The organism is Secundilactobacillus hailunensis, from assembly GCF_005405185.1.
Classification (GTDB): Bacteria; Bacillota; Bacilli; order Lactobacillales; family Lactobacillaceae; genus Secundilactobacillus; species Secundilactobacillus hailunensis.
Genome location: NZ_BJDO01000025.1, coordinates 1 through 16759, shown reverse-complemented (window position 1 = coordinate 16759; position 16759 = coordinate 1). Strand labels below are relative to the sequence as shown.

Sequence of the window (16759 nt, the reverse complement as noted above, 5' to 3'; positions counted from 1 at the left end):
ATATGCGAGGTGAAAAACATGACAGAAGATCGTTATTATCAACCGCAAAATGCCAAGGATGCCCTGCGCTACATTGAAGGCTTATTTAATCAATACGCCCAAGCACCCCTAACCATGGAATTAGTGGCTTATCACCAAAAATTAGTCAAACAAATTCAAGAAGACGTCCTTCCAACCGCTGAAAAAGAAGGTCAGCCAGCTCAAGTTGAAAACGCCAAACAGATGCTTGCAACCATGCAGTCCTGGTTACGTATCCGAATGAGCGGCCAACCCTTTGCTGGTAAAATGCATCATTTCCAGTTTGAAGCTGATAATGCCAAACCCAAATTTAAACGTAAGATCATTAAGAGCCGTCGCGGTGGCAATCACCGTTCAGTCCGGCATTAAACTACCACCCGCCTAGCAGGTGGCTTTTTTGCGTCTAAAAACTGAATCTACAAAAACACAGCCACAAAATGTGACTGTGCCTGCGATTCAATTTATGCTTTAGGTTACTTTGGTGATGGTTCGATTGAAACATCGATTGAAAACTTGTTGTTCTTTTCCTTAGTTTGCTTGAAGTCAACCGTCATTTGGGGCTTGCCTTTAAGCGAAGCTGGTTGGATTGAAGACTGGCCGCTACTTACGGTATTGCTCAATTGCTGTTCAAGTGTTGGGTTATCCATATCGACACCATACTCCTGTAAGAAGATCAAAATCTCAGTCAAATCCTTGGTGAGAATTTCAGGCTTTTCATCACCATTTTGATGCTTATCAGCTTTAATTGAAAAATCTTGCTTTGCCATATCATTGCTTCCTTTTTGTAAAAGTTAATTTCATTCATTTACAGCATAGCATTTTTGATTCCAAACCGCCAAACAGGTTTCCTTTTTAAAAATAAAGGGTTCTGTGAGATTTAGTGTTGATACGAAAAAAAAGACCAATTCATAAATGAATTGACCTTCTTAAAGTATTTCATCAACCTGCGTTGACAGAAAACCTTTTATTTTAAGTTATTATATGCTGAAACCAAGTTTTGAAGGGTCTTATCAACATCTTTGTTAACTTCTTGAGTCACACTTTTGGTAAGATTCGTGGTGACATTTTGAGTAATTTTGTCAACGTTGTCGTTAACATATTTAAGTGCCTCATTTTTTATATCCTGTTGTGCTTCAGATGTACTTGGATCCCCATTTTTACCATCTTTATAATCTTGTTGAGCTTGCTTGTTGATTGCATCGGTTACGTCGTTAAGATATGCATTATATGCTGCTTTATAATTTGGTTCATAGTTTGCATCATATGTCGGTTTATATGCTGCGTTAAATAATTTAGGCTTAGTATAAGTTGTTGCATAATTCTGCGCTGGTGACTTTTTAGTCACATTAAAAGTATATGCTGAACCCTTATAACTTGGAAGGAGACCAGCCTTATATTGGTTTAATTTGACGCGATACTTACTACTACTATATTTGTAAACGTCCATCCGATAAGTCGTTTTTCCCAGTTTTCCCTTTGAGCTGCTCAAACGATAATAAGTGGTCAAAGTCCGGCGATTCTTACTCAATTTGTACTTAGTAGGATAGCCAAGCTGAACTGAAGGCTTATTAAAATCACCCAAGACAAGCACTTGTGCCTTTTTTTTGCCACTTTGTACACTTTGCCAGCGAAAAGCATAATGCGCCTTACTCGACTGAAAATGACCGCTCGGAATCGATGAAATAGTGTTTGACGACTTTGCCATTGTTGGCTCCTGTGATGCCGCAACACCACCCAGTGCAACCGCCAATACAACTAATAATTTTGTCCCTATCTTTTTCATTATCGCAGTTTCCCCCTTAAAAAAACAACTCAACACATTAACTTAACCTTATCATGTGTGGAACCCCAATACAATCGAAAACCCATTTTTTTAGTAAACGTTTTCGCTACCTCGTTATTATACTTGCTATCCCAAATATAGGCAATTCATTACGCCTTAAAAAACGTATTTCCTTGCCCATAAACAAAAAACACAGCCACCAGAATGTGACTGCGCCTCGTAATTTCACTAATACAATTTAATGTGTCGTATTATAAGCTTTAACCATATTTGCAATCAATGGCGTAACCTGTTTAGTTACAGCATCCTTAATTTGCTGCTGAACTTTTGAAGAATTGGGATCTACGGTAGTTTTACCTTGGTCACGCTGTTCTTGAACCGACTGCGTTTCCTCAACAATACCGTCAGTAGTTAATTGATTAGCTGTAAACGTTGAAAAGGCCTGTGCAGGTGAATTCTTAGTCAAGTTAAACGTGTAAGAAGACCCTTTGTAACTTGGCAATAATCCTGCCTTATACTGATTGAGCTTAACGCGATATTTACTATTACTATACTTATAAACGTCCATCCGGTAAGTACCACTCAGCTTACCCTTAGAGTCCATCAACCGGTAATAAGTCGTCAGTGTGCGGCGATTTTTACTCAATTTATACTTCGTTGGCAACCCAAATTGAATGGCCGGATGTTTAATGTCACCACTAAAATTACCGAAAATAAGGACTTGGCCCTTACTTTTACCTTCTTTAAAATTTTGCCAGTGAAACGCATAATGGTTCGCCGCATTTTGAAAATGACCGCTTGGAATTAATGAAGATGAAAAAGTGGTTGATGCATGCGCTGCAACTGGCTGCTGAGAAGCCACCAAGCCACCAAGTACCACTGTCAATGCGACTAGCAATTTGGTTCCTAATTTTTTCATTATCGCAGTTTCCTCCTAAAGAAAAAACTCACGCATTAACTTAACCTTAATCATGCGTGAGGTACCAATACAATTAGAATACTATTTTTGGGTAAATAAAAATGGATCCAAACGGACTTGAACCGTCGACCTCCTACATGCGAAGCAGGCGCTCTCCCAACTGAGCTATGGACCCAACAATACTAACAGGTTACCACTTATCTGGCTGACTGTTAATAGCTCTAAGCGCTTTTATTTGATTGATTAGCTATTCACCATCATCAAACCATCAACATCCACGAGTTTAATATGGTTACGCCCATGCTGGGTGATCAAGCCTGCCGTTGAAAACTGTTTTAACTTCCGGCTGATGGTTTCTGGTGAAGTACCTAAATAAAGGGCCAGATCCTTTTTTTGCAGTGGCAGATCAAAATCAGCTGTGTCGAGTTCAGAACTCGTTTCAACCAAATAATTAGCTAATCGCTCCCCGACACTGGTGGTTAAAGTAGCCGCTGCCTGGGCCTCCAGTTCAGTTACCCGCTTGCCTAACGCATTCAACATATTAATGGCAACTACTGATGAACGCTGAATTAAATCTTGAAAATCCTGCCGGGTGATCAAGCAGATCTGAGTATCAGTTAACGCTTCCGCACTGGTCTGCCGCTGCGAGTCTTTGAACAGGACTGACTCACCATCAAAATCGCCGGTCTGCAACAATCGAATCAGTTGTTCACGGCCACTAGCCGTACTTTGAGTGACTTTTACCTGTCCATGTGCCATGATCATTAACGAATTGGCATGATCACCTGCCATAAAAACAAATTCACCCTTTTTAACGTGCCGTTCCTGCACCAGTTCAGCCACGGCAGCAATCGTGTCGTGATCTAACTGCTGAAATATTGGGACTAATTTAACACACGCAATCGCATCATGATGTTCTAACATCGTATTGACCCCCTATCTATAGAAGCTTCCAAACTCATTCTAACCTAATTATAGTGGATAAAACAGTTATTGAACTTGATGTAAATCAAGTTGCTTACCATTTTTACTGACATATCTACATTGAATTTTGACCCAGTAAAGCCTTAAAATAAAGATAGAGGTGATTATTCTTGAAAAAATCTGAAAGAGAACTTAAGGAGAGCGTTATTGTCGATATGAACGACTTCTTAATGGATTACGGTGCCAAAAAATTAGGTAACCGCGATGATTTAGCTGAGGTTATCTATAATGCAGCAAAGGATGATATTAAGGGTTTAGATACCCTATTTAAAGATAATGGTGAAGCCCGTCAACATTTCTACAAGGCCGTTGGTGAAGGCTTTCTTTCGGACTATGATAGCGGTCAATCCGTCGAACAAAACGAAAAAAAATCAGAATCGCTGGTCCACGAAGCAATCAATTATCTTGGTAATCATGAAAAAAAGCTGGATGACTGGAAGTTTAACTGATTCAGCTCCTGATTAAACATAAACAAAGCTGCGTTTTCCGAAATTGGAAAACGCAGCTTTGTTTATACACTAAATTTCAATTTTACTTAATTACAATATCATAGTGACCGCCATAAGTGCCACGATCATGAACGACACCCATACCCAATGGTGTCTTGATCTTGGTACCAAACTTCTTGTTGTTGGCTAAGATCAAATAGCCATTCTTATCATGACCATTCAACGTATAGGTACCATCTGAAGTATAGGCACCTAAACCAAAGACGTGAGAGCCATTTGGTGAATAGTATGTGAAGACCCGTTTGTCATAATGCACACGGCCCATTCGTTTGAAGGCTGAAACACTCATAATCGCATCCGCCTTCGGATTATATTCAGTTCGTGCAGCTGCGTTCGTTCCGGTCAAACCAGCAACGCCCGCAAACATTGATACAGCAAGTAACAGGCTCGCTACCCAAGTTTTAAGTGACAAGATAAATTCTCCTCAATAAACTAATTCGTATTTACACAACATGAACTAGTATAGTCAAAGAAAATTACGTGGGTATCTCAGCCAAGTTAATATTTATCAAGATTTTGAAATAATTGTCACACGTTTGTTACATTACTTGTGCATTTTTTGAAATAACGCTGCGCGCAAATCCGCGCCAATAATTTCTAAAACGACCTTGATCAGCTGATCAGGCATGTAACCCGTAGCGTCGAGCTGGGCTTCGTGACCATTCACATGGGTGATCATCGTGCCACTGGTTTTTAGTTCAACATTATACGCAGCCAACAGTGGCTTTAATGCCGTTAATTCTGCCTCAGTCATACAATTTCCTCCAATCCTAACGTTTTAATTATAGTAATTGGAGTTCATCGCTGGCAAGTCCCTTTTAACAGGTACTTTCACAAAATTTATTTAAAGCTTACTCCCATAAACATCCTTCCCCGCGACTAACGTCCGCACGGTTCTCCCCAAAACGTGTTCACCAATAAACGGTGAGTTGTGCCCCTTAGATAAGAAGTCAGCTGCATCAATGGTTGTGGGCGCGGTTAAATCAAATAGTGCCAGATCTGCTGGTGCGCCTTCAGTGAGCTGACCGGCATTCAACCCGAATAAGGCTGCCGGTTGAACGGCCATCCAGTTGATCAATTGTGCCAGGCTGAAAAGTCCGGGTTTAACAAACTTGGTATACAGCATCGCAAAGGCCGTTTCACTGCCCGTAATGCCAAAGGGCGCTTTGAGCATAGACTGCGCCTTTTCCGCATCCGTATGGGGTGCGTGATCCGTCGCAATTAAATCGATGGTGCCATCCAGTAAGCCGGCAATTAAAGCTTGTCGATCCTGCTCGCTGCCCAGCGGCGGATTCATCTTGAACATGGCGTTATCACCGGTAATATCTTCATCACTTAATAGTAAGTGGTGCGGTGACACTTCGCAGGTCACGTGCACGCCAGCTGCTTTGGCTGCCCGAATGACCTGGACAGTGGCTGCCGAAGACACGTGGCAGACGTGGTAGTGAACGCCGGTGGCAGCAGCTAAAGCAACGTCGCGGGCCACTTGAGCAGTTTCAGAAACACTGGGAATACCGGGCAGCCCCAGTCGTTTTGACACGCTGCCCTCATGCATCACCCCACCATAGGTCAAACTATCATCTTCAGCGTGGGCGACCACTGCCATCTGCAATTTAGCCGCCTGTTTCATGGCCTGATACATCGTTCCAGCAGTTTGTACCCCGTTGCCATCGTTACTGAAAGCAAAGGCGCCAGCCGCTTTTAAACCAGCCATATCCACCAGCTCATCGCCGCCGCGTTCAGTGGTGATCGTTGCATATTGCACCATGTGAACCGCACCGTCACGCTGATTTAAAGCTAGCATCGCGCGCATTCGCTGCGGTGTATCCGGTGCTGGAATCACGTTTGGCATGGCTGCAATAGTGGTATAGCCACCATGGGCTGCTGCCATGCTACCCGTTTTAACCGTTTCTTTATCCGTTTGACCAGGATCACGCAAATGCACATGCAGATCCACTAATCCGGGGCTTACAAATAACCCCTGCGCATCAATGATCTGATCAACTGGTACATCAGCCGTGATATGCTGTTCGATCTGGCTAATCTTGTCATCGGTGATCAAAATATCGCGAACTTGTAAATGCCCATCAATCAGGCACTGGCCATTTTTAATTAGTCGTTTCATCATTAATCTTCATCCACCAGCCCTTGATACCGCAGCAGACTGGCCATGATTGCCATGCGAACGAAGACGCCATTCGCCATTTGCTGGAAGATTCTGGAACTGTCGCATTCGACGAGTTCATCGGCGATTTCAACCCCGCGGTTAACAGGAGCTGGATGCATGATGATAGCGTGATCTTGCATCCGTGCCTTGCGAGCAGGTGTCAGACCATACTTTTCATTGTATTTAGCTGCCGTAAAGGTCTTGTTTTCTGAAGCATCCAAACGTTCATGCTGAACCCGCAGGAACATCATGACGTCCATTTGTTCGACGAGATCATCCACTGGCAACCAAGTCCCATAGGCGTCAAACCGGTCATCGAACCACTTCTTGGGACCGCCAAAGTAGACCTGAACGCCAAGTTTATTCAAAACTTCCATGTCTGATTTGGCAACTCGAGAATGGGAGAGATCACCAACAATGGCAACCTTTAAGCCCGTGAAAGTACCAAATTCTTCGTAGATCGTCATCATATCAAGCAGTGACTGTGATGGATGTTCACCAGAGCCATCGCCGCCGTTGGCAATGCCTAAGTGAATATGAGGGTCATTAACAAGTTGGTTGTAGTATTCATTCTGCCGGTCACGGATAGCAACCACATCAACGCCAATGGCTTGTAAGGCTTTAACGGTGTCGCCCATGCTCTCACCCTTAGTTACTGAGCAGACGGCTGGGTTAAAATCAACGACCTGCAACCCCAGTTTGCGTTCTGCCATTTCAAAGCTGGTATGAGTCCGGGTACTGTTTTCGAAGAACAGATTAGCGGCATAGGCTGGTCGCGTCAGTTGAATTTGCTTACCAGCCTTAAACTCTTGGGCTTCCCTAATAAATGCCATGACTTCATCGGCTTCTAGATCTTTCATACTGAGTACGTTTGCGTAACTTAACGGCTTGGTGGTTTCAATCATAGATAATATCCTCCTAAAATAAACGCGCCTTGCCGTGTTTGCAAAGCGCGCCTGTTAGGTAGTATTAACCTGTGGACGTTTTGCTCTCACGGGAGACAATTAAATCGTCAGTCAACAAAAAACCTCTCTGCCGCCTGTGGGTAGAGAGGTTCACTAAAATCTAGGCTATACGCCTAGTTCACCGTTCCTTCTTAGCCTCACAGGACTATTTGTTAAAGGTTTCATTGCTGGTATCATACCTCGTTTGCTTGCCTGAAACAAGCTTTTTTTAACTTTTTTGAGCCTTTTTGAGTGCCATTTCGTTAATCACATATCATGCTATAATGGGTTTCAGCTATGAACAAAGAGGACTCTAAAATGACAATCACCAAATTAGGCATCCGTGAACTCGTTGAATTTACGCTGCGCTCCGGCGATCTCAACGCCAGCATGAACAGCATGAATACCGCACTAGAAGGTGCTCGAATTCACCGAATGCTGCAAAAATCACGCGGCAAGCACTACCAAAAAGAATACAGTCTGGAACACGAAGTCAAATTAGCAGGTAGGCCTTACCTGATTCACGGCCGGGCTGACGGCGTGATTCTAAACGGCGAGGATACTTTGATCGAAGAAATTAAAACCTCCGATGCCGCTTTCGAAGATCTCACCGAAAACACCCTGACGCTGTACTGGGGTCAAGTCAAAATGTACGCCTACATCCTCATGACCGATGAACAATTGGATCAGCTCACCCTGCAACTGACCTACTATCGCCGAACAACTGAAGAAGTAACCACCCGGCAGATCACCTACACCTTAGCGGAAGCCACGACCTTTTTTAAGGCTGTTACCAGCGAATACGCAACTTGGTTGAAGTTACAGGCCGATTTACGCCACAGTCGCAATACTTCGATTAAAAATTTACCGTTTCCGTTTGACCACTATCGTACTGGTCAACGGGAATTAGCGGTCTCCGTCTACAAGGCCATCCGGCTAAAAAAACAGCTCTTTATTGAAGCACCCACCGGTACAGGTAAGACGATTTCAACCGTCTTCCCCTGCATTAAAGCCATGGGTGAAAATCAGATTCAGCGGCTGTTTTACCTCACCGCCAAGCAAAGTACCCGGCGCGTCGCCGAACAAGCTTTGGATCTAATGACACAACGGGGGTTGACTCTCCGTAGCATTACGCTAACTGCAAAGGATACCATCACTTTTCCTGAAGAAGTCAACCTCGCGCCAGAGGACAACCCCTTCATGGTGGGCTATTATGACCGCTTAAAGCCCGGTTTAAAAGACATTTTAACCAACGAAACTGCTATCACTCGAGAAACAGTGGAGGCTTACGCCCGCAAACATCAGCTGGATCCGTTTGAATTTTCACTGGATATCAGTCTGTTTTGTGATGTCATCATCTGTGATTATAACTATCTGTTTGATCCGCAGGTCTATCTGCAGCGGTTCTTCGCCGTCGACCACGATGACGACAACTTCTTTTTAGTGGACGAAGCCCATAACCTCGTCAGCCGTTCTCGCGATATGTATTCCACCGAACTGTCACTAGCACCATTGACGGATCTGATTGCTGCCACTAAGCAGGCCGATGAAGGAACGCCAACTTTACTAAGAGCCTTGCGCGCCATGCGCCGAGCATTTTTCAAGATTGCTGGTCCGCTGATTGAGAGTGACGACCAGGAAAGTGTCTTTAATAGTCCTGCCAACGATTTTAATCAAGCCGTTGAAAAGCTCAGGGACCACATCAGTGACTGGCTGGGCGATGAAAAGCGACCGCAGACTGACTATACGAAGGCCGTTTTGGACTACTATTTTGCCTGCCTCAGCTACCTAAAAATTGCTGATTTTTACGATGAAACTTACCGAACTAAAATTAATTTAGGTGATAACGCTGATCGCGAAATCACCTTTAAACAGCTGTGTCTGGATCCCAGTGAATTTTTGCATGACTGTCTGGCTAAGGGTCGTGGCGCCGTACTCTTTTCAGCCACCTTTTCTCCGCTGGATTACTATCAGCGCGTCCTTGGCGGTAACGAAGATAGCCTCTGCTATCAGTTGCCCTCACCGTTTCCACCCAAAAATCAAAGCATTCTGATCACCGACTACATTAGTACCACTTACCGTAATCGCGACGCTAATTTAGCTAAAATTATCACCAGTATTAAAACATTGATCACCGGTAAAACGGGTAATTACCTCATCTTTTTGCCCTCATACAGTTTCCTAAGTACCGTCACCACGGCCTTTAAAATGGCCTATCCGGATGTCAAAACGGTTATCCAAGAACCCAATATGAACGAGAACGAACGCAGTGCCTTTTTAGCTGCTTTTACCCCTGAACCCAGCGAATCGCTGGTGGGCTTTGGCATCTTAGGTGGCATTTTTTCTGAGGGTATTGATCTGACTGCTAGCCGACTGATCGGTGTAGGCATCGTGAGTGTGGGTCTGCCCGGTCTCAGTACCGAAAACGATTTGCTGCGAGATTACTTTGACTCCCAGGACGAACCCGGTTTCGATTACGCCTATCAGCTGCCCGGACTGAATCACGTGCTTCAAGCTGCTGGCCGGCTGATTCGCAGTGCTTCTGATACGGGTGTCATCCTCTTAATGGATCAGCGGTTCGCCAGTCAGCGCTACACGCGTTACTTTCCGCCGCACTGGCAGTATCACCGCGTACTGCACAGTGCTGCTGAACTCGCCCCCACCATTGAACAATTCTGGGAAATGACCGCTAAAACTGATAAGAAGGAACACTAACCGTGAAAACTAAACTTACATTAGAACTTGAGAAGACCCTCTACGAAACCTGCCTTGAAGCTGGCAGCATTGCGGTGGAAGAAGTCACCATGCCAGATGATCAGGGCATCGTGGATACTTTAAGCTATCAGCATTTGCCAGACGGTTCGGATGAATGGCGCTGCTATGAACTAAAAGTGACCAAGAGTGACTTTCACTCCCACGCGAAGCTCTCCTTTGTGGGCAACTATAACTATTTCGTGCTGCCACTATCGCTCTATCAGGAGCTTAAAGACGAAATTCCAACTGAGATTGGCGTCTTAAGCTACCAAAAATACGACCCATCCCAATTAGAAGCCGCCACTGAACCCGTTTTGGCACCGGGTTATTTAACGGTAGAAAAGAAGCCCCGTTTTCAAGAGATCACCCTGGATCAAGGCGACTTAATGCGCCATTTTCTCTATTCATTAGCCCGTGAAGTCCGCAAAGCTAAGCGCGTTGAAACCGGAATCAGCCAATATTCAACTGACCGGCTCTTCAAGGAATTAAAGAAACGTCATCAGCACTATGATATCTACGACCCGGAAAATAATTTCTATGACCGCTTCATCGATGAAACCCAGACCAATGCCGTGACCGCGCTGCAAGAAGAAATCGACGCGCTGAATTTAGAAATTGCTAAACTGCAGCACCAGCTTTACGAGGTAACTTCCAAATGATCTATTACCCCTACTTTCGTGGCCGTCAATTCGACCTGCGCGCGTTAACTGAATTTGCCGGTCAAGCGGAGACACCAAACGTGATGCCCATTATCGAACCGGTTCGTGACGTGCCAGCGTTGCCCAAAACCATTGAGACCTTCAGTCAGCGTCAGCAACCCCTGGCCGTGATTCAAAATCCACAGGTGGACCACTATCACTTTCAAGCCGCTAAACGCTATCCAATTGAAGACCTCTTCCAACAGCCTGAGATTCAGCGGGCCTATATTTTAACGCCGCTTCTGCCCCCACAGTTATTAGCCAACAGTCTGGTCATTGTGCAGCACTACGCTGATTTGAAACTGTTTTTAGACCATGACTGGTTACCCGATTCAGCTACCCTGTTAGTCCCACCAGAAGCTCGGATTCGCCGATTACTGACTGGCCGCCGTTTTGGTCACCTCTTCGACCACTATGCCGTACCAGAACACAGTTTTGAATTTACCCAGCTACCGGACAGTTTCTGGAGTAACGACATTGAGTTCGCTCAGCAGTATCACGAAATCGGCTTTAGCGATTATCTCACTCAAGGCGCGCCGTACTTTGAACGTGGGCATCCCAGCCGAATCGTGACCCTGCATTTAATTTATCTCGCCAATGATCAGGTGCGCATTCGCCATTTTGTTTCTGACCAACACGAAGATTTTAAACATCAACGTAACAAGTTTTTCGAAGCTTTAACTAAAGCGGTTGCGTGGATCAAAACACAACCGGTCATCAATCAGACGACCGCTACCACTAAATTAGTAGCCTTAGCTGATGAACACCACTTCCCTGGCATGGGCGTGCTGAAAGCTTTGACGATTGAACACCATTTGGAAATTATGGCAAGATATTTAAAATTAACGGCACCTAACTAAATTGGATTCTAGCTAGACAACATAAATAAGCGTTATTCGGCAAACACCGAATAACGCTTATTTATGCATATCACTGTTACTTAGTTAGCCATCGTTTTAGCTAACAGGCCAACGTAGGCAGTGGCACCCTTAGTTTGTAAATGAACCTCATCGCCTGCAAACCAGTTAGCGTGATTTTTACTTAGATCATGCCAATCCACCACGTGTACGTTGCGGTTAGTTTTGGCGGTCGATGCAATTAGTCGATTGGTCTGCCCTTCCCATTTTTGCGTTGGGACGTGAGTGTTGATCCAATAAACTTGCCGTTTGTTACCAACTACCTTCAAGAACCGCGAAATATCCTTCTTTTCTGGTGGGCCGTTGGTGCCCAAGTTGACCACCACGTTGTCAGCTAGTTTATCTTCATCCTTTAAACTTTGGGCGATATTTGGCAGATCATAGAACTGTCGGCCCACGGCACCATTAATCAACGCGTGCGGAAAAACCTGTTTCAGTTCCGGCGTAATATCGACCATGACCGAGTCACCGATGGCCGTTACTTTGGCAGTATGTGCATGAGCCGTTGCTTGAGGACTTAGACCATACTTCTTGGCCACTTTTTTCTCTTTTGCTGTCAGTTTAACCGGTTTTGGTTTCGGCTTTGGCTTGGGTTTTGGTTTAGACACCTTTTCATGGTTAGATATGGTGGCCCCTGTTTGCCGACTGATAGTGATACCGCCGACCAATACGATCAAAATGATAATCACCCAAAAGAATGGCCGTTTCCAAATGGGTTTCTTTGTTGCTGTATGTCGTTTCAATACAATTTCTCCCTCTATCATTACTTTCTTTATTTTAACATTTCTGAGTCGGCCATACCTGGTAACCATCAGAAAAGTTCGACATTATAAAATGGGTATTCCTAAATTAAGAATGCCCATTTTTCATCCATATTTATTTGAACTTATCACATGTTTTAACGTACTTTTAAATGCCAAAAACTAATTTCAAATAACCCGCTGCCAGTGTCAGACCAATGAGCCACAGATCTAGTTCCTGCAACCCCCGTGCTTCTTTGGTCGTATCAAAAACGATAAAGTGACCGCTAAATAGAATCATGCTTGCAAACAGCAAAGCTGCATATAAGGAAGTTGATGCGCCTAAGATCAAACTGATGAAAGTAACAAAGTTCAGCGCTAATATCAAGACTCGTCCCCACGTTACCTCGTGTCCCATAGCCACTAACTGAAGATTAATTCGATTCATCATGTCTAACTCACTCCTATCCTGATTGATTTCTATCCAGAAACATTGTAACGCTTCCAACGCCGATTTATAGGGATTTACAACCGATTTTAGCAAGTTCTAATATAGCTAAAAAGCCCGTGTCCTAAACTTGATAGGCACGGGCTTTTAAAAATGAGAACGCTTAGATGAATCTTATTTATAAACCGTTTTTTACTTATTTAACGGGTGCAACACAGACCCCTTCTGGAACTTCAAAGTCCTTTTGAACTAAGGTTAATTTACCGCTCTTAGCATCGCGGCTGTAAAGGGTTGCGTTGTCCGTATTCTGATTGACCAAGATGATGAAGGATTCATCCGCATTAAAGTTGAAATCACGTGGGAAATCACCCTCTGAAGGAATCTCATCGATCAATGATAGCTCACCGTTATCTTCAACCTTAAACGTGGCAATTGAGTTGTAGCCACGGTTGGAGACATAGACAAACTTCTGGTCGCTGGATAGCCGAATAGCTGCAGCACCGTTATGCGTCGTCCAGTCACGGGGAATCGTCTTTAATTCTTCACGTAACGTGAATTGACCAGCTTGGGCATCGTAGTCCAATACTTCAATGCCGCTGCCCAGTTCACCGACTAGATAAGCCACGTTTTTGTCGGTGTTGAACACGATGTGCCGTGGGCCAAACCCGTCAGCACACTTGAAACGTGACTTTTCGGTAAGTTTGCCTTCATCACTAAGATCGTAAAGATAAACGACATCTTCACCTAGATCACAGGAAACTAACCGTTTATCAGGCGTTAAGTCAGCAAAGTGCGGGTGCGGACCGTCTTGCTGTTCAGGCGCAGGACCAACTTTACCAGTATGCTGAACGGTGTCGGCCGTGGTCAACGTACCATCCGCCTTGATCTTGTAAACCGTCACAACACCAGTGTGGTAGTTTGCTGTAAAGACCAGCTGACGATCTTCGTCAACGGCAACGTAGGCTGGGTTGGGACCTGCAATCAGGTTTTTATCCAGTTCCTTGAACGGCTTTTCAGCGGCATCAAAAACCTTCAGTCCACCGATCTTTTTACCATCTTCGGATTCTGCATCAATGGCGTAAACCTTGTGGGCCTTGGACTCAGCAACGTAGGTTGGGTTGCCGGCACGGCCAACTAATTCAAGGTTTTGTAACTGTTTCTTGTCTGTGTCTAATTGCAGTTCATAGACACCCTCACTACTCTTATGTGTATAGGTACCGATTAAAAATGTTTCGATCATGTTCAATCCTCCACTATGCTTATAGTTAATTTCTACCCGTTAATTATAGCACAGGTCTAGTCCAGCTTTTACGTTATCCCCAAATGTTTGTGCTTAATTTTACGAGGATTTAACGCCTTTGAATCATCATTATTTTGTGTTACACTCTTAGCCATCCACTCACAAAAGGGAAGTACATTCATGGCAAAATTTGAACTTTATCACCCGATACTGACACCGCATTACCAACTAGATTGGCTGACCAATTTTAAAGTCAAGGACGTTAACGCCCTGCGACAAACTATTAATCCCAAGGAATCAATGCTTGAAACAGCCAACTACGTCAACCGTGAAATGAGCACGATCATGAACGATCAAGCCCTCACCTGGGGCGTCAGCGATAAGCAGCAGGACGACCTGCTTGCTATTGTTAATTTGGCACCGGCAGACGATCAGTTTAAAAAAGCCCAGCTGACAATCACCCAAGTCACTAAGACTAGTCAATCATTAGTAGAAGAAATTGAAAACTACATGACTGAATTCGCTCAAAACGAACTTCAAAGTTTTCAGCTGATAGTCAGCTTAAAATGACGTTCTCTGGAATTTTTCTAAAAAAAGTGTTTAAATGAAGGTAACTAATAATTAATCTAATCTGAAAGGAGACTATTATCATGAAAGAGCCTGATGACACGCTGAGTAAAGCGCTTAAAAAGCTCCGTGAGCAACACGTCCGGATCACCCCTCAGCGTAAACTAATTCTAGACTACTTAATGAACCATGAAAATCACCCACCAGTTGAAGAAATCTATAAAGAACTGGCACCCCAAATGTCATCGTTGAGTCTAGCCACCGTTTATAATACGCTCAATCTATTTGTGGAGCTGGGAATCGTTATTGAAATTCCTAACGAAAACGGTGGTGTGCGCTACGACTTCTTTGGTCGGCCACACTATCATGCCATTTGTGAAAACTGCGGGAAGGTCACCGATATTTATGATCCTAACCTGCCGCAAATTGACGGGATGCTTCAAAATACGGCTAAAAAACAATCTGGTTATAACTTCAACTCTTGTCACATCGAATTATACGGCCTTTGTCCGGAATGTCAGGCTAAAGGAGTTACCTTAGCCTCTTAGCAGATCACTAAATTAAATCGCAACCGAGTTAGTTTGCATTGCAATTAACTCGGTTTTTTGATATGGTCTTTACTTTGTAACAAACAGCAGGTAACTGAAAGTTTTGTTACTTGTTTTTAACATGAATGAAAACTAGTTCGCCTGAGCCTGCTAAAACGGCGTCTATAACTGTAATATTAGGCTTTCTTGGTCTTCACTTACTTGTCAAGTATCATTATTCTCGGTAGTATAGTTGCAGAGAATGAATCGACCGTTCATTAAATTCATTAAAAAATTTGTTTATAGAGAGATGATTAGTGTGAAAAAGTTTTCCTTACTCCTTACCGGATTGCTGACATTGTTTACAGTGGGTGCCGCTAATGCGACTACTGCCCATGCCAGCTCTCCCGTAAATGATTATATTTCGAGTCAAAATATCAAACCGGCCAAAGTTTCTAGTGCCCTCTGGGGTGGTTTCCCTAAAAATGCTTACCGTCATGGTGTCGGTAAACCAGAAGGTGTCGTTATTCATGAAACGGCCAATCCTAATTCAACGATCTACAACGAAATTGCTTACATGAAGTCTAACTATCGCAATGCGTTTGTTCACTCTTTCGTTGATGCATCGCACATTATTAACATTGCCAATACGAACTACCTTGCTTGGGGCGTTGGCTTCCCTGGCAACTCCCGCTTCGTTCAATTTGAACAAGTTGAAGTTCACAGCAAGAGTGCCTTTGCACACGAAGTTTCAAACGCTGCTTGGTACACCGCTTACCTGCTTCATCAATACGGATTGAAACCCAACGATGCTGCCTATGATGGCAATGGTACAGTCTGGTCTCATGGTTCCGTTGCCAAATACCTCGGTGGTTCTGATCATACTGATCCAGTTGGTTATTATTCAACCACCGGTAAGCGATACTTCGGTAAAGCTTACACTATGTCTGATTTCTATGGCTTAGTTCATAATTACTACTACAGTGATTTTGGCGGTTCAGCTTCAAAGGCAAGCAGCTCAGCATCCGCTACGCCATTAGATAAGGTCACTTATTCTAAACTGACGACCACTGGCAAGCTTTCAAGTAAGTACAGCAGCTACCGTCTTTACAACCACGTTAAGAATGCTTACGCAAGTACTTCTAAGTACAGCTGGTCATCCGTTAAGGCAACCGCTGGTAAGAAGGTCTACATTAACGATAAGGGTGTCAAAGATAAAGCTGGTACAACTTGGTACCGGATGACTTTCAGCACCGCTAAGAACGCTAAGCAATACTGGGTATACGCTGGCGCAGTTGACGTTGACTAGTCTGAATATATAAATAAAGCGTGTATAACCAATACTTGGTAACCGACGTATGCACACAATGGCAGTTCTCTTTTATAAGAGGACTGCTTTTTTGTTTGATAACAATTAGTGTTACGATAATTTGAGTAAGTTAGTCGTAAGCACACTATAACCGAACGTCTATGAATGCGTCTAACGGCGCAGTATGATCACCTTATCAATTATGATGAGGTGATTTTTTATGACTAAGCTTCAA

General features: G+C 43.9%; 19 protein-coding genes and 1 tRNA gene. 8 read left to right on the top strand and 12 right to left on the bottom strand.

The window, feature by feature from the left end; all coding sequences use genetic code 11:
- The first annotated feature begins 18 nt into the window (after positions 1-18).
- The gene (locus FFM73_RS07745) at positions 19-387 is read left to right on the top strand and encodes a hypothetical protein (RefSeq protein WP_137631204.1); all 369 of its coding nucleotides are present in this window, start codon (positions 19-21) and stop codon (positions 385-387) included.
- A gap of 104 nt (positions 388-491) precedes the next feature.
- On the opposite strand, the gene FFM73_RS07740 is transcribed toward FFM73_RS07745, so the two are convergent.
- The 5 genes from FFM73_RS07740 to FFM73_RS07720 all read right to left on the bottom strand — a co-directional run bounded on the left by FFM73_RS07740 (position 492) and on the right by FFM73_RS07720 (position 3644).
- A complete protein-coding gene (locus FFM73_RS07740) occupies positions 492-785 on the bottom strand; it encodes a hypothetical protein (RefSeq protein ID WP_137631203.1) in 294 nt (97 codons plus the stop codon).
- A 197-nt stretch (positions 786-982) separates the two neighbouring features.
- Positions 983-1801, bottom strand: coding sequence for a hypothetical protein (locus tag FFM73_RS07735; protein ID WP_137631202.1), 819 nt, complete (start codon positions 1799-1801; stop codon positions 983-985).
- A gap of 238 nt (positions 1802-2039) precedes the next feature.
- Positions 2040-2720: a hypothetical protein gene (locus FFM73_RS07730; protein WP_137631201.1), complete on the bottom strand. Its 681-nt coding sequence runs from the start codon at positions 2718-2720 to the stop codon at positions 2040-2042.
- Positions 2721-2822: 102 nt separating this feature from the next.
- Positions 2823-2895, bottom strand: a tRNA-Ala gene (locus FFM73_RS07725).
- Between the two features lie 68 nt (positions 2896-2963).
- The gene (locus tag FFM73_RS07720; protein ID WP_137631200.1) at positions 2964-3644 is read right to left on the bottom strand and encodes a Crp/Fnr family transcriptional regulator; all 681 of its coding nucleotides are present in this window, start codon (positions 3642-3644) and stop codon (positions 2964-2966) included.
- Positions 3645-3814: 170 nt separating this feature from the next.
- Between FFM73_RS07720 and FFM73_RS07715 the strand changes: the two genes are divergently transcribed.
- A complete protein-coding gene (locus FFM73_RS07715) occupies positions 3815-4153 on the top strand; it encodes a hypothetical protein (protein WP_137631199.1) in 339 nt (112 codons plus the stop codon).
- An 82-nt stretch (positions 4154-4235) separates the two neighbouring features.
- Here the strand turns inward: FFM73_RS07715 and FFM73_RS07710 are convergent, their stop codons facing one another.
- The 4 genes from FFM73_RS07710 to FFM73_RS07695 form a co-directional block, all read right to left on the bottom strand.
- Positions 4236-4625 carry a hypothetical protein gene (locus FFM73_RS07710; RefSeq protein WP_137631198.1) on the bottom strand — a complete coding sequence of 130 codons (390 nt, stop codon included), beginning with the start codon at positions 4623-4625 and terminating at the stop codon, positions 4236-4238.
- Positions 4626-4757: 132 nt separating this feature from the next.
- The gene (locus FFM73_RS07705; RefSeq protein WP_137631197.1) at positions 4758-4967 is read right to left on the bottom strand and encodes a hypothetical protein; all 210 of its coding nucleotides are present in this window, start codon (positions 4965-4967) and stop codon (positions 4758-4760) included.
- Positions 4968-5057: 90 nt separating this feature from the next.
- Positions 5058-6338: a dihydroorotase gene (pyrC, locus tag FFM73_RS07700; protein ID WP_137631223.1), complete on the bottom strand. Its 1281-nt coding sequence runs from the start codon at positions 6336-6338 to the stop codon at positions 5058-5060.
- Positions 6339-6340: 2 nt separating this feature from the next.
- On the bottom strand, positions 6341-7285 hold the full coding sequence (locus FFM73_RS07695; RefSeq protein ID WP_137631196.1) for an aspartate carbamoyltransferase catalytic subunit: 945 nt from the start codon (positions 7283-7285) through the stop codon (positions 6341-6343).
- A gap of 357 nt (positions 7286-7642) precedes the next feature.
- Here FFM73_RS07695 and FFM73_RS07690 point away from each other — a divergent pair, with 357 nt between their 5' ends.
- Genes FFM73_RS07690 through FFM73_RS07680 form a run of 3 tightly spaced genes read left to right on the top strand, consistent with a single transcriptional unit; the run spans position 7643 to position 11636 of the window.
- Positions 7643-10039: a helicase C-terminal domain-containing protein gene (locus tag FFM73_RS07690; protein ID WP_137631195.1), complete on the top strand. Its 2397-nt coding sequence runs from the start codon at positions 7643-7645 to the stop codon at positions 10037-10039.
- A gap of 2 nt (positions 10040-10041) precedes the next feature.
- Entirely contained in the window at positions 10042-10737 is a 696-nt protein-coding gene (locus FFM73_RS07685) for a PH domain-containing protein (RefSeq protein WP_137631194.1), read from the top strand.
- Positions 10734-11636: a sce7725 family protein gene (locus tag FFM73_RS07680; protein WP_137631193.1), complete on the top strand. Its 903-nt coding sequence runs from the start codon at positions 10734-10736 to the stop codon at positions 11634-11636. The genes FFM73_RS07685 and FFM73_RS07680 overlap by 4 nt, the downstream gene beginning before the upstream one ends.
- 80 nt (positions 11637-11716) lie before the next feature.
- On the opposite strand, the gene FFM73_RS07675 is transcribed toward FFM73_RS07680, so the two are convergent.
- From FFM73_RS07675 to FFM73_RS07665, 3 genes are all read right to left on the bottom strand, one after another.
- Positions 11717-12436: an SGNH/GDSL hydrolase family protein gene (locus FFM73_RS07675; RefSeq protein WP_137631192.1), complete on the bottom strand. Its 720-nt coding sequence runs from the start codon at positions 12434-12436 to the stop codon at positions 11717-11719.
- Between the two features lie 166 nt (positions 12437-12602).
- Positions 12603-12884: a hypothetical protein gene (locus FFM73_RS07670; protein WP_137631191.1), complete on the bottom strand. Its 282-nt coding sequence runs from the start codon at positions 12882-12884 to the stop codon at positions 12603-12605.
- 193 nt (positions 12885-13077) lie between these two features.
- The gene (locus FFM73_RS07665) at positions 13078-14121 is read right to left on the bottom strand and encodes a lactonase family protein (protein WP_137631190.1); all 1044 of its coding nucleotides are present in this window, start codon (positions 14119-14121) and stop codon (positions 13078-13080) included.
- A 180-nt stretch (positions 14122-14301) separates the two neighbouring features.
- On the opposite strand from FFM73_RS07665, the gene FFM73_RS07660 reads away from it, so the two are divergent.
- The 3 genes from FFM73_RS07660 to FFM73_RS07650 all read left to right on the top strand — a co-directional run bounded on the left by FFM73_RS07660 (position 14302) and on the right by FFM73_RS07650 (position 16524).
- Positions 14302-14691, top strand: coding sequence for a GNAT family N-acetyltransferase (locus tag FFM73_RS07660; RefSeq protein WP_137631189.1), 390 nt, complete (start codon positions 14302-14304; stop codon positions 14689-14691).
- An 80-nt stretch (positions 14692-14771) separates the two neighbouring features.
- Entirely contained in the window at positions 14772-15236 is a 465-nt protein-coding gene (locus FFM73_RS07655) for a Fur family transcriptional regulator (RefSeq protein WP_137631188.1), read from the top strand.
- 289 nt (positions 15237-15525) lie between these two features.
- Positions 15526-16524 (top strand): peptidoglycan recognition protein family protein, encoded by a 999-nt coding sequence (locus tag FFM73_RS07650; protein ID WP_137631187.1) that lies wholly within the window; start codon positions 15526-15528, stop codon positions 16522-16524.
- Positions 16525-16759 lie beyond the last annotated feature (235 nt).

Bases quoted from the DNA above. Each gene is read 5' to 3' on its own strand.
- FFM73_RS07745 (WP_137631204.1), top strand. From the start codon at position 19: ATGACAGAAGATCGTTATTATCAACCGCAAAATGCCAAGGATGCCCTG.
- FFM73_RS07740 (WP_137631203.1), bottom strand. From the start codon at position 785: ATGGCAAAGCAAGATTTTTCAATTAAAGCTGATAAGCATCAAAATGGT.
- FFM73_RS07735 (WP_137631202.1), bottom strand. From the start codon at position 1,801: ATGAAAAAGATAGGGACAAAATTATTAGTTGTATTGGCGGTTGCACTG.
- FFM73_RS07730 (WP_137631201.1), bottom strand. From the start codon at position 2,720: ATGAAAAAATTAGGAACCAAATTGCTAGTCGCATTGACAGTGGTACTT.
- FFM73_RS07720 (WP_137631200.1), bottom strand. From the start codon at position 3,644: ATGTTAGAACATCATGATGCGATTGCGTGTGTTAAATTAGTCCCAATA.
- FFM73_RS07705 (WP_137631197.1), bottom strand. From the start codon at position 4,967: ATGACTGAGGCAGAATTAACGGCATTAAAGCCACTGTTGGCTGCGTAT.
- pyrC (WP_137631223.1), bottom strand. From the start codon at position 6,338: ATGAAACGACTAATTAAAAATGGCCAGTGCCTGATTGATGGGCATTTA.
- FFM73_RS07695 (WP_137631196.1), bottom strand. From the start codon at position 7,285: ATGATTGAAACCACCAAGCCGTTAAGTTACGCAAACGTACTCAGTATG.
- FFM73_RS07690 (WP_137631195.1), top strand. From the start codon at position 7,643: ATGACAATCACCAAATTAGGCATCCGTGAACTCGTTGAATTTACGCTG.
- FFM73_RS07680 (WP_137631193.1), top strand. From the start codon at position 10,734: ATGATCTATTACCCCTACTTTCGTGGCCGTCAATTCGACCTGCGCGCG.
- FFM73_RS07670 (WP_137631191.1), bottom strand. From the start codon at position 12,884: ATGATGAATCGAATTAATCTTCAGTTAGTGGCTATGGGACACGAGGTA.
- FFM73_RS07665 (WP_137631190.1), bottom strand. From the start codon at position 14,121: ATGATCGAAACATTTTTAATCGGTACCTATACACATAAGAGTAGTGAG.
- FFM73_RS07660 (WP_137631189.1), top strand. From the start codon at position 14,302: ATGGCAAAATTTGAACTTTATCACCCGATACTGACACCGCATTACCAA.
- FFM73_RS07655 (WP_137631188.1), top strand. From the start codon at position 14,772: ATGAAAGAGCCTGATGACACGCTGAGTAAAGCGCTTAAAAAGCTCCGT.
- FFM73_RS07650 (WP_137631187.1), top strand. From the start codon at position 15,526: ATGATTAGTGTGAAAAAGTTTTCCTTACTCCTTACCGGATTGCTGACA.